Below are 12,532 nucleotides of genomic sequence, written 5' to 3'. Positions count from 1 at the left end.
TGCCACCCCTGTCACCACGCCCGTCACACCCGTCACACCCGTCACCACGGTCGGAGCCGTCACCGCTGGCACGGCCGTCATCCCCAGCCCTCCCGTCCGGCTTCGGGACCGGGATGCGGGCCGTCCGGACCGAAGCCGGGATCCGCCACGCCACCCGGCCAGTCCAGGCCAGGCCCGCCGCCGTTCGGATCTGGCGGCCAGCCCATCGGCGGCGACCCGGACGACCCGAAGGGACCGGACGGGCCGGACGACCCGGACGGGCCCGCCGAACCCGCCGAACCCGCCGTGCCAGCGGAGCCGGACGCGGTCGCCGTGGCGAGGGTGGGTTCCGGGTCGGTCGCGGGCAGCGCCGGCCGGGCACCGCCACGCAGCACACGGCCCTCCTCGGGGAGCCGTCCGATCCGGCGCATCAGGATGTAGGCCAGGCCGGACACCGCGCCGCCACCGACGAGGACCGCCACCCCGGTCGGACTGTCGTAGGCCTGCACGTTCTGCCCACGGGTGGCGAGCAGCAGCAGCACGATCCAGGGGGCGGCGAGGGCGAGCCGGGCGGCGTTGACGGTCCAGCCCTGGCGGGTCTCGAGTTCGGCGCGGGTGCGGGCATCCTCGCGCAGGAACGTCGACAGGGTGCGCAGCAGACGACCGAGGTCGGTGCCGCCGACCTCGCGGGCCATCCGCAGCGACTCGATGATCCGGTCGGCGATGGGGTCGGCGAGCTCCTCGGCGAGGCGATCCAGGCAGGTCGTGAAGGAGCCGGTGGCACCGTAGTCCTCACCGAACCGGGTGAACGCCGGCCGTAGCTGCACCGGACCGCGCACGCCGACCGCGGCGAGCCCCTCGGGCAGGGACATGCCGGCACGGACGGCGCTGGCGAGGTTGTCGACGACGTCCGGCCACAGTTCGCGCAGGTCGTGCATCCGGGCATGGCGGCGACGCACCACCAGGGTGCGCGGGATCATGGCGGCGAACAGCGCGAACGCGCCGGCCAGCGACAGGGTGCCGGTCAGCGCCAGCACCACCAGTCCGACCAGAGCACCAAGCCCGGCGCTGATCGCGACGAACTGGCGCGGGCCGAGACCGCGGATTCCCGCCTGGGCCAGCAGTTCGGCGGTGTTGTGCTCCCAGCGCGCCACCGCCGCCGCGAGCGCACCGCCACCGCGTGCACCGGACGACCGACCGCTGGTGACGATCAGAAACAGGCCCAGCCCGCACAACAGACCGAGAAAGATGCCCATCTAGCCCTCCACCGCGATCTCGGACCAGCCATCACCGGTCGACTGCCGCCGCCCGGACGGCACGTGCTGGGACGTCGGTGGGTGCTGGGACGTCGACGAGTACGGCACCGACGGCGCGGGCGGTGGCATCGGCGGCGGCTGGCGCGTCGGCGCGGACGGCGGAAGCTGCGGGGATGGCGGAAGCTGCGGGGTCGGCGGGAGCTGCGGGGTCGGTGGCAGCGGTGGCTGGACGGGCGGCATCCGCTGGGCCGGGGAGGGGTCCAACGGGTGCGGCGGCCCCGACGGATGCGGCGGTGGCGCGGGTGGACCGGGCGGACCGGGCGGACCGGGCGGACCGGGCGGACCGGGCGGCGCGGGTGGGGGCGGGGGCTGGTAGCGCGGCTGCTGGTACTGCTGGTAGCCGCGCTGGTGCTGGTCGTGGTCGCCGTGGGAAAGCAGGCTCGGCAGGTCGTAGCCGGCGCGGGCGAAGCGCTCGACGTGCGGCGGGTAACCGTCCGCGCGGACCAGGCCGTCGGCCCGGGTGCGGTAGATCTGGGCGATCTCCACGATGTCGCCTTCCGCCCGGCCGGGCAGCGCGACGATCTCGGTGACCCGGCGCCGGCCGCTGATGTCCTTGGCGAGATGAACGACGAGGTCGACGCTGGCGGCGACGGTCGGCACGACGAAGGCGTGGCTGACGTTCTCCCCGGCCAGCAGCGGCAGGGTGCACAGCTTCGTGACCGCCTCGCGGGCGGAGTTCGCGTGCAGGCTGCACATACCGGGCAGGCCGGAGTTCAGCGCGATGAGCAGGTCGAGTGCCTCCTCCTGGCGGACCTCGCCGACGAGCAGGCGGTCGGGGCGCATCCGCAGCGCCTCCTTGACCAGCCGGCGCAGCCGGATCTCGCCGCTGCCCTCGAGGTTGGCCTGGCGGGTCTGCATGGCCACCCAGTCGGGGGAGCGCAGCTTGAGCTCGAAGACCTCCTCGCAGGAGATCACCCGTTCCCGGGCCGGGATGGCTGATCCGAGGCAGTTGAGCATGGTCGTCTTGCCGGCCTGGGTGCCGCCGGCCACGATGATGTTGAGCCCGGCGACGACCGAGGCCTCGAGGAACGCGGCGGCGGCGGCGGTGATCGTGCCGAGACCGACCACCTCGTCCAGGCTCGCGGCGCTGAGCACGAACTTGCGGATGTTGATCGACCAGTGCACCCGGGTCACATCCGGGATGACGACGTGCAGGCGGGAGCCGTCCGGAAGCATGGCGTCGACGAACGGGGTGGACAGGTCCACCCGTCGGCCGGACGATTTCAGCATTCGTTCGACCAGGTCCTGAACCTGATCGGCGGTGAGAATCGTGGTCGTGAGCTCGCTGCGACCATGCCGGGCGATAAATACCCGGCCCGGCTCGTTGATCCAGATCTCCTCGATGGTCGGATCGTCGAGATGGCGCTGCAACGGGCCGAAGCCAGCGACCGCGTCGTAGACCAGGCGGGCGGTGAGATCCCGGTCGGCGACCGGTGGAAGGTCGCTGACCAGGACTCGTTCCTCGTAGTCCGCCAGCACCTCGTGCACGAGATTGCGCACCAGCGCCGGATCGCGCACCGGGTCCAGGGAACGCCGACGGACGAGTTCACGCACCTCGTCCTCGACATGGGAGGTGGCGTCCATCCACCCGTTGCGTGCCACCGCCACGAAAACCGCTGCTCCTCCGGCCGTGTCTCTTCCGCCGCCCGCCACGCGACCAATAGCTACGAAGCGTAGAAAGAGGGTCACCGCCAATCAAGCCCCGAACTTCGGGACAGACGCATCAACGTTCGCACAACCTCGTAGCGACCCTCAGGCCGGGTAGGACACAACAAGCTCACGGAGCGCACAGCGGCCGACCTTGACTGCCCCGATGATTACTCTCCGCATCAATTTTGCGGTCACGGTTAGGTACGGAACGGGGCAGGAGCGTCGCTGAACGCACACGTCGGGTGCACACGACAGCGCACGGAGCGCCCCGGAAACGCCCGTGGGACTACGGCCTCGAATCCGCTCGGAGGCGATAGCCTCGCAGCGTTCCCTAATCCGCACACCCGTCGTGTCACATTCCGCCCGCTGGATCGACCGGTAGAGACTCCCCCACCCTGCCGATCTCATCCGACAGACGGTCCACACCTGCCTCGGGGGTCACTTCCGTGTCCGGTCAGCCATCGCCATCTGGGCTCGCCCGCCGTCCGCGAGATGCTCGTCGGACCGCTGTAACGGTGCGGGCGGATCGCATCCACCCGGGCACGACCGCCGGACCGAAAGGTGCGGGGCGATGAATCAGAATCCGGAACCGGAACCGTCCGACAGGTTCACCAAAACCGCCTGGGAAATGTTCTGGCGAATTGTCGAGAACTGCCCGATCGCGGTATTCGCAACGGATGCGACGGGCCGGCTGGTCTTCGTGAACGAGACCTGGTCGACGCTCACCGGGCTCCCCCGCCACCACGCCGTCGGACTGCGCCTGGACGAAATCCTCCAGCCGGAGGACGTGGCCACTGTCAGCAACCACTGGCAACGGCTGATCACCCATGGTGATGCGTTCTCGGTCCGGATTCGGCTGGCCGACGCCGACGAGCCGACCCGTCCGGCCGCGATCCTGCACACCGTCGAATCGACCTCGGGCGACGGCACCCGCCGATTCGTCGGCACGCTCACCCCCGCGCCGCCCATCGCGCTCGACCCGATACAGCTGGACCCGGCGCTGCTGGACCCCGAACTCCTCGACCCCAGCCGCTTCGACTTCCGCCCGCTGGGCGTCGATCCGCGGGGTGTCGATCCGCGGGGTGTCGATCCCATCGAGTCCATCAGGGCCGAGCCCATGGACGTCGGGCCGCTGGGTCTCGGGCCGCTGGACCATGATCTGCTGGGCCACGGGCCCTTCGGTGACCTCGGGCCGTTCGCCGAGGACCAGTCCTTCGACCCAGACCCCTTGTTCGACCACGGCACGTTCGATTCCAGCGCCTTCGACGAACCGGGCTCGTTCGATGGGCGGACGTTCCAGCAGCGTCCGTTCGAGCGTGGCGCCTTCGACCAGGAGCTGTTCGGCGACCCGTTCGACGAGGCCGCCCGGGCCCTCGGCGCGGCGGACGGGCCCGAGGACGGACCGACACACTACGAGAATCCGTCGCGTCACGAGGATCCGACCGATCGTCGCGACGGCCACCCGCTCGGCCATTCCGCCAACCATCCGGCCGGCCGCCGACTGCCCGACCCCGCCGCGGGTCAGGGTTCGGCCGCGGGTCAGGGTTCGGCCGCGGGTCAGGGTTCGGCCACGAGCCAGCATCCGACGTCCGAGAAGAACCCGCGGTCGGGCCACCGGGGGCCGTCCGGTCAGGGCGCGGGCTCCGACCAGGAAACCGGCGCGGACCGTGGGCTGGCCGGTGACCCGGAGCGGCGCTGGAACGTTCCGCTGCCGCGTCGTCCGATGCCCGGCGAACCCACACCCGGACGGCAGGCGCCGTGGGGAGCGGTGGAGGAGCGTCCGCCGACATACCCGCGCGGTGCGCTGCCACCCGGCGCGGAATGGCGGGCGGCCGTCGTCCTGCACCGGGACGAGGAGGCCGACCTGCACCCGGATGACATCGGACGGACCAGGTCCGCGCACCACCACGACGGCTGCGGCTGCATGTTCGCGGAGATGCGCCGCATCGAGGATGCCTGTCGGGATCGCGAACGGTGGCTGATCACATTGCTCGCGGAGCTCACCACCGCCGTGCTGATCGCCGATCGGGACTGCGCCGTCGTCGCCGTCAACCAGCTGTACTGCGACCTGTTCGACCTGGCCGAGTCGCCCGTCGACCTGGTCGGCACCGATTGCCGCCGGCATCTGCGGCCGCGGGCCGGGCTCGTTGACGACCCCTCCGGTTTCGCCGCCCGCCTCGACACGCTGCTACGCCGGCGTCGGACCCTGCGCCGCGAGCCGGTGATGTTCGCCGACGGACGCTTCTTCGAGCGCAGCCACATCACCCTGGCCGCGGGTGACGGCTACCGCGGCCATCTGTGGCTCTACAGCGACGTGACCGATCGCCGCATCCTCGAGGCGGAGATCGAAGGCCTCATCTCCGGGCTGTGACACCCCTGGGCACCCGTCCGCCGGCAGACGGGTGCAACGGTCGACACCCGTGCCGGCGGACGGCACACTACGGCGGTCTCAGACGCCGCCGTAGTGGCGGACCTGGAGGTCCTGGGCCTGGCCGACCCAGTCGTCGGAGATGATCCGGTCGCCGAAACCGTCCAGCATGCGCGCCAGCCGCTCGACGTCGGTGTCGCCCATCTCGGCGAGCTGCCCGAAGGTCGTGATGCCCAGTGTCCGCAGCCGGGACTCGATCACCGGGCCGACCCCGACGATCTCCTTGAGGTTGTCCCCGCCGACAGCGGACGGGTCAAGCAGCCCGTTCCACCGCGGGGAGGACTCCATCACCACCTGGCCGCCGGCGGTCTGCTCGCCGGTGGCCCCGCGCCGTACCCCGGGCGAGGTCGCGAGCCCCGCCGGGCCACGTAGCGGCGCCCCGGCCACCGCTGACGGCCGTTCCTTGGTCACCGCCCCCACCGGACGAACCCGCGCCACCGGAACCTCGACCGCCGTCTCGACGTCCACCACCTCGGCATCCGCCGTGGCATCGACGTCCGCCACCGGATCGGCATCCGCCGTGGTTTCGACGTCCGTCAGCGGATCGACCGTGGCCGCCTGCGGCGGAACCGCCCGCGGCGCCACGTCCGCCGCTGTCTCGACGCCGGTCGGCGGTTCGAGACCCACCGCCGACTCCGAGCGGGTGATGCGGCTCAGCAGCCGCTGCCGCTCGACCGCCCATTCGGCCTGGTGCCGGTCAAGCCGGGTGCTCAGAGTGGCCACCTGGCGCTGGGCGTCCTCCGCCTCGGTGCGGGCCATCGCCAGCCGGGAGGAGAACTTCGCGGCCCGCCCTTCGGCCTCGTCCAACTGCTGACGAAGGTGTTCGGCCGCCTGAACGAGCTCGGCGACGGTTGGCCCGCTCGGTGGTGCGACCCGCTCCGCTGCCCCGTCGAGGGCGTCATCGGCCCCGTCGGAGGCGACCCCGGCCTCGGTCACGGCCCCGGCCGCGATCGCGACCCCGGGCTCGATCGCGGCGTCGTCATCGATCTCGACCGAGGACGGTCCGGCCTCGGACACCGGACGGGTGACCGCTTCCACCCGGGCCCGCAGAGCGGCGTCGATCTCCTCGACCCGGGCGCTCGCCGTGACGGCGTGCCGCTCGGCGGCGGAGGTACGCTGCTCGGCCTCGGCTGCCCGCTGCTCGGCCACCGCCAGTCGGGCCGTGAGATCGGCTCGCTCCAACGCGGCGTCGTCGCGCTGCCGACGCAGCAGATCGACGAGTTCGGCCACCGGCTCCACCGCCCGCACCATGTGCAGCGGCATTGTGATCGGCCCGGTGGTGGCCAGCTCGGCACCCACCGCCGGCCTGCCAGCGCCCCACTCGCCCCCGGCCGGCTCGCCCTCAGCCGGCTCCGCCTCGGCCACACCGGGCTCGGCCACACCGGGCTCGGCCACGAGTCGCTCGCTCATGGCGGGTTCGGGCGCGACCGGGTCGTCATGGACTGGTCCGCTTGCCACCGGTGCGCCCGCCACCGGTTCAGCCACCACCGGTTCAGCTGGGACGGGCGCGGCCAGGGCGGGTGCAGCCGCCAGAACGGGTTCGGTCGGGACGGGCTCGGCTGGCGTGGCGGTGGTCGTGGACGTCCCGGCCGGCTCGTTCGCGGATCCGGCGACCGGGCGGCCGATCGCGACCACCGGCTCGTCCCGGGAGGTGCTGGAGACCAGCCCGGGCCGGGTGGCGTCGGTCGCGTCCGTGGTGGCGGTGGTGATGCCCGGCCGCTGGGTCGCGCGTTCGGTCCGGATCTGCCGGCGCAACGGGGCGATCAGGAACACCCACGCCAGCGCCGCGCCGATGACCATCGCCACCAGCACGTACGCCAGGATCTGCCCGGCGAGGTACAGCATGGGCTGTCAGCCTCCCTACCGCGGTGGGTCGTTCGAGATCCACACCCGTGCGACGGGAGCCGGCATCTCGCGACGAAGAATGTCAACAGGAACAAGGGGGTCTCACCGCCACCACCGCCCGGATCAGGATCCGAGCGGACGGGAGCGGCGCTATCCCCATTATTCGCAACAGCCGACGTGGACCGCGCCCCGGGGAGCCCCAACCGTTGTCACCCGCACCGGTAAGCGCACGAGGATTCCGATCCGTGTCGGACCGTCCGGTATGTGTGCCGACCCGGCGCGCGACGCGTGCACATCCGGATGCCGGCCGCCATCCCGGGCGCGCGGCGATCAGGCCGGGTGGCCGATCCGCGACGCGCGGTGCTCAGAGCAGGTCGGGGAGTTCCTGGGGGGCGAACCAGAGCAGTTCGAAGCCCTCGGCGCTGTCCACGGTGAAGGCCGCGTCCGTACCACCGAGGTCAGCCTCGAGGATCTGGTCGGCGGCATCGCGGACCGCGGCGAGCACCTCCTCGTCGCCACCGTCGTCCACATGGATGGCCTCGATCGCCGACCACGGCACCGGGAAGTCGAGTTCGACGGCGCCGCGGTCCAGGTCGTCACGCACCCGGACCTGGCCGTCGGCGAGTTCGGCGACGAACACCAGCCGCCGGCGGGGGGCCTGCGGATCGGCGTCGAGCAGGCGCAGGCTGGCCCGGGCCGCGTCATGCAGGACGGCGTACTCCAGCTCCTCCTCCGACTCCGACTGGGCGTACCACTCACGCAGGGCGGGGGTCACCGCGTAGCCGGTGCCGGCGGGGACCTCCCCGGACTCCCACACCGGGCGGGCGGCGGCGAGGGTCGAAGGCAGGTAGACGCGCACGGCACCAGTCTGCCAACCGGCCACCACCAGATGACGCGGCGGGTCGCCGGACGGCTCCGGTTCGGCTGCCATGGCCAGGCCCGCTCAGCCGGCGAGCCCGAGGCCCACCGGCGGATCGTCGCGTCGTTCGGGCTGGGCCAGCCCGTCGGCTGACGGGGTGCGGCGGGGGGGCGGGGTGGCGCGGTGGCGGGTCCGGGTGGTCGCCCGCAGGAAGTCGGTGGTGGTGCTCAGGCTGGTCTCGAAGACCTCGGCACGGCGGGTGAGATCCATCAGGTTGCCGCCCATCGCCATCAGGTCGTCCGGCCCGGGGCAGATGACGGTGACCCGGGTGCCCACTCCCTCGAGCAGGGCGACCTCGCGCAGCAGGCGGCGGGTCGCGGCGCGGCGCACCTGCCGTTCGACCAGCGCGACCGCCCCGCGGGGCCGGTCGGTGGCCAGCGAACAGGCCGGGGCGACGACGACGACCTCGTCCAACCCGACGTCGACGAGCAGATCGACCGACGTCGGCGAGCGTGTCCCACCGTCGACGAAACGCTGGCCGTTGACCTCGATCGGGGCGTACCAGCCCGGAATGGCGCAGGAGGCCATCACCGCGTCCGGCAGGCTCATCCGCGGCGCCTCGGGGGAACCGAACAGCACCCGGTCGCCGGTGTCGAAGTTCATCGCCACGATGCGCAGCGCGGGTCGGTCGGGCCAGTGGTTCGGGTCCACGCCGGCACGTCCCATCCCGGCCAGGACCAGGTCACCCACCGCGGAGATCTTGCCGCGTCCCTGCGGCAGCAGCGCGGCCAGGGTGACCATCGGGGTGGCGTGCCGGGGGTGCAGGGCACTCGCCGTGAGCAGCCGTGGCGAGCCCATCCGCATCTTCGGCCTGGGCGGCAGGGACGCTCCGAGATCCCGGTAGTCCAGGATCGGATCGCCCGACTCGTGGATGCCGCGCTCCGAGTTCGCCATCGCCTCGACGCTGATCCCGAGCCCGAGCAGGGAAGCCACCACGGAGCCGGCGGAGGTGCCGACCACCAGATCACTTCGCGCGAGATCGCGACCGGTCTCGGTCTCGACGGCGCGCAGGGCGCCGATCATCCAGGCGGAGCCGAGGACTCCGCCCGCGCCGAGAACCAGGCCTCGACGCACCGTCCGCCTTCTGCTCATCGTCCACCTCCTGGCGCGGCACCCTGACCGGCGCCCAGGAGGGTGGGATACCCCGTTGCGGGGCTCCTGCCGCCCCCGGAACACCGGGGTGTCGTTCTGGCCGCCCGGCCCCGCCCAGCCGGGGCGGCCTCGCGCGCGAAGGTGGCGCGGGCAGGGCCGTCAGGCCGGGCCGGAACGGACTGGGACGTCTACTCCGGCGGTTCTTCGCTCTCCTCCGGAAAACTCGTCTCCAGCACGCCCCAGTTGCGTAGCCGCTCGGCGAAATCCTGCGGTGTGGTGTCGTGCAGCAGGGCCAACGCCCGAACGTCACCGTCACGGATGGACAGCACCCGCCCGGCGTAGTCGTCACGCTGGCGCTGGATCTGCGCCACCCAGCGCCGGACCAGGGCGGACGTGTCCGGTGGGGCCTCGCTGAGTTTCTCGAGGTTGAGCACCGTTCGGGGACGACGCTCCCGCGGCGGCAACTGATCCTCGCTGGGGAGCAGCGCCGACACCGGCACTCCGTAGAACCCAGCCAGCTCGGACAGTTGATGCACGCTGATCATGCGGTCGCCGCGTTCGTAGGAACCGACCGCGGCGGTCTTCCAGCGGCCCCGCGACTTCTGTTCCACCCCCTGTAGCGACAGACCCTGCTGGATCCGAATAGCTCGCAGGCGGGCGCCCACTGCCTTCGCATACTCCCGGCTCATCCGACACACCCCCAGCCGTCTCGCCCGAGCATCCCTGCGCCGGCACGGTTCGCCGGCGCGGCTGCGCCCACGAACCGGAGGGCACCTTCTCGGCATGCTCACACTAACGTAACGTCGCCAAAGTGAGACTCACGTACGAACACGCGCAATGTCACCGATCGGTTACGCGTCTGCACGAAATAGCACGCTCAGACTTCATTGAGCAGTCGGTCAACGACAGATTACGCTTGATCGTAGCTTCTTGAGCGCTTTACGTAAGATCCCTTTCACGTCCCGACCGAAACCACTCCACACAGCGATGCCCGTGAATCGCGCGCTGTAACCGTCTCGACTACCAAGAGCCGATGATCCGAACACCGTATGTCACGGTTATGCCAACGGCGTAACTGTGAGTCGCCTGCGACCGAGCAATCAACCGGGCGGTGATGTGACCGTGACGGCCTAGCGGGACTGGCGGCGGAAGGCACCCCGGCGCCGCGACGCCGCCGGCCGGCCGGCCAGGCGAGCGGCGAGCTCACGGATCGCGAGCCGGGCCGGGGAGGCGGGGGCGATGTCGCGCAGCAACTGGCCGGCGACCTGGGCGGCGTCCAGCCCGGCGAGGTCGTAGGGCACCAGCGCGACCGGCTCGCTGCCGGTGTGCCGCAGGATCGCCCGGCTCACCTCGCGGGCCGGCTCGCCACCCACCACCGAGGCACGCAGCCGGTTGACCACGATCAGCGGCTCGACGGACGGCACACTCTCGCGCAGATCCGCCAGACCCCGGACGAAGCGGACCAGACCCACCGGCTCCGCCGAGGCGACCGCGAGCACGATGTCCGCCGCCTCCAGGACAGCGAGGGTCGCGCCGTTACGCCGCGGGGCCGCCGTGTCGAACGACAGCTCCTCGTCGCTCTCCAGGCAGAAGCCGCAGTCGACGACGATGTACGCCGACAGCCGCCGGGCCAGCGCCAGGACCGTCTCCATCGACGCCGGGCGCAGCTCCGGCCAGCGCGACGGACGGGAGATCCCCGGCAGCACCCGCAGCCCGTCACCGAGATCACGACACAGCATGGCCAGGCGCGGCACGTCCAACAGGCCCTGGTTGGCCGAACGGGCCGCGGCGGCAAGCCCCGGCGCCTCCTCCAGCAGGCCCACCAGCTGGCCGATCGCCCCCCCGTAGGAGTCGGCGTCGACCAGCAGGGTCGAGACCCCGAGCGCGGCGATCTCCGCGGCCAGGCACAGCGCGAGGGTCGTGCGACCCGGCGCACCCGCCGGACCCCACACCGCGATCACCCGCCCGGCACCGACCTCGGGCACGTCCGCGGCGTCCCCACCGACGCCGAACGGGGCGAGTTGACCGAAGCCGGGCAGCGCCTCGCTGTAACCACTCGGCCAACCGGGGGCCGCGGTGGAACCGTTGCCGACCCCCGGATGCGTCGCCAGCGCCCGGGACGCCTCGACCACGGCGCCGGCGACCACCTCGGCGGTCGCATCGGCGGGAATGACCGCGGCGACGCCGAGCTGGCGCAACCGGCGGTCCGCGTCCTCGTCCCCGGGGGCGATCAGACCGACGACGGCGATCCCGGCGATGGCCAGGCGGGTCAGCGCGTCCCGGTCCAGCCGGCGCAGGTCGGCGGACAACAGGGCGGCGCGGGCCGCTCCGGTGGTCGCCGCGGCCAGCAGATCCGGCAGGTCGACGCAGCGGCGGACCACCGTCACCCCGAGATCGCGCCGGTCGAACGCCGACACGAGCCCCGCCTCCACGTCCGAGTCGGTCACCGCGGTCAGGATCGGCAGGCTCACCGCCCGAACCCCGCGGTGGTGGTCGGCCCGGACGCGCCGACGCCACCGCTGGCATCGCGTTCCAGCTTCACGACATCGACCCGCTCGCTCTGCGACGCCGCCACCGCCCCGATCGCCCCGTCGATCGGCACCCGCAGGGTGATCGACCGGTCGCCGCTGGCCAGCTTCTCCATCTCGACGAACTCGACGTCGTGCAGCGCGAGTGTCTCGGCACCGGCACCCACCGCCGGCGCGGCCGTGCCGTTCGTACCATTCGTGCCGGTGGCGTCGCCGCCGGACGTACCTGCCGGGGTTCCGCCCGCCGCGGCCGCCCCGGCCTGGAAGACGTAGATGTCCACGTGATCACCGGACTCGAGCGCCGGCAGCCGACCGGCCTTGACGATGACGGGCACCAGCCGGGTCGCCGGCCGGTCACGCCCGGCGAAGTCGCCGCCGCTGACGAACTCGCCGGCGTTCACCGGACGGGCGAGCGTCGCGCCGGTCAGGTCACCCACCCGGGCACCCGGGTAGTACCGGCCGGATGTGGTCCCGTCCAGCCGCGCGGACACCGTGCCAAGGTCGCCGGCGACGACGACGTGCCCCGCGGGAAGATCACCGCGAGCCACCACCCACTGCCGGGACGAGTCCGCCGTGGCGAACAGCCGCGCACCGACCACCACCGAGACGAGCACGAGCAGCACGCCCACGAGCAGCCGGGAATCCCGCCAGCGCCGTCGCGTGATCCGCCGCGCCGGGGGCGAGACGGGCGGTGCGGACGCCTCGGGACGGACCGCCGCGGCAAGCTCGGTCACCGGGAGACCTCCCTTTCTCCTGGCTGACCCGCCAGCGCTGG

Annotated in this window: 7 protein-coding genes and 2 pseudogenes; 1 reads left to right on the top strand and 8 read right to left on the bottom strand. The window is 72.3% G+C overall.

Features of this window, described 5'->3' with window-relative positions:
* Positions 1 to 365: 365 nt before the first annotated feature.
* Positions 366 to 1,235, bottom strand: a pseudogene (locus MXD59_RS01555) (type II secretion system F family protein); the annotation flags it as partial.
* A gap of 402 nt (positions 1,236 to 1,637) precedes the next feature.
* Positions 1,638 to 2,879, bottom strand: a pseudogene (locus MXD59_RS01545) (TadA family conjugal transfer-associated ATPase); the annotation flags it as partial.
* A gap of 637 nt (positions 2,880 to 3,516) precedes the next feature.
* On the opposite strand from MXD59_RS01545, the gene MXD59_RS01540 reads away from it, so the two are divergent.
* Positions 3,517 to 5,316 carry a PAS domain-containing protein gene (locus MXD59_RS01540; protein ID WP_248823121.1) on the top strand — a complete coding sequence of 600 codons (1,800 nt, stop codon included), beginning with the start codon at positions 3,517 to 3,519 and terminating at the stop codon, positions 5,314 to 5,316.
* Between the two features lie 78 nt (positions 5,317 to 5,394).
* On the opposite strand, the gene MXD59_RS01535 is transcribed toward MXD59_RS01540, so the two are convergent.
* The 6 genes from MXD59_RS01535 to MXD59_RS01510 form a co-directional block, all read right to left on the bottom strand.
* Complete coding sequence (locus MXD59_RS01535; RefSeq protein WP_248823120.1) at positions 5,395 to 7,218, bottom strand: helix-hairpin-helix domain-containing protein; 1,824 nt, start codon at positions 7,216 to 7,218, stop codon at positions 5,395 to 5,397.
* 364 nt (positions 7,219 to 7,582) lie between these two features.
* The gene (locus MXD59_RS01530; RefSeq protein WP_248823232.1) at positions 7,583 to 8,077 is read right to left on the bottom strand and encodes a DUF6912 family protein; all 495 of its coding nucleotides are present in this window, start codon (positions 8,075 to 8,077) and stop codon (positions 7,583 to 7,585) included.
* 84 nt (positions 8,078 to 8,161) lie between these two features.
* A complete protein-coding gene (locus MXD59_RS01525; RefSeq protein WP_248823119.1) occupies positions 8,162 to 9,229 on the bottom strand; it encodes a patatin-like phospholipase family protein in 1,068 nt (355 codons plus the stop codon).
* Positions 9,230 to 9,417: 188 nt separating this feature from the next.
* Positions 9,418 to 9,918: a transcriptional regulator gene (locus MXD59_RS01520; protein ID WP_163550775.1), complete on the bottom strand. Its 501-nt coding sequence runs from the start codon at positions 9,916 to 9,918 to the stop codon at positions 9,418 to 9,420.
* Between the two features lie 441 nt (positions 9,919 to 10,359).
* Positions 10,360 to 11,700, bottom strand: coding sequence for a CpaE/TadZ family protein (locus tag MXD59_RS01515; RefSeq protein ID WP_248823118.1), 1,341 nt, complete (start codon positions 11,698 to 11,700; stop codon positions 10,360 to 10,362).
* Positions 11,697 to 12,491 carry an SAF domain-containing protein gene (locus MXD59_RS01510; RefSeq protein WP_248823117.1) on the bottom strand — a complete coding sequence of 265 codons (795 nt, stop codon included), beginning with the start codon at positions 12,489 to 12,491 and terminating at the stop codon, positions 11,697 to 11,699. The genes MXD59_RS01515 and MXD59_RS01510 overlap by 4 nt, the downstream gene beginning before the upstream one ends.
* Positions 12,492 to 12,532: the final 41 nt, after the last annotated feature.

Source organism: Frankia umida (assembly GCF_023242945.1).
Classification (GTDB): Bacteria; Actinomycetota; Actinomycetes; order Frankiales; family Frankiaceae; genus Frankia; species Frankia umida.
Note: the sequence above shows the minus strand (reverse complement) of the source record. Positions and strands in the feature narration are given on the sequence as shown.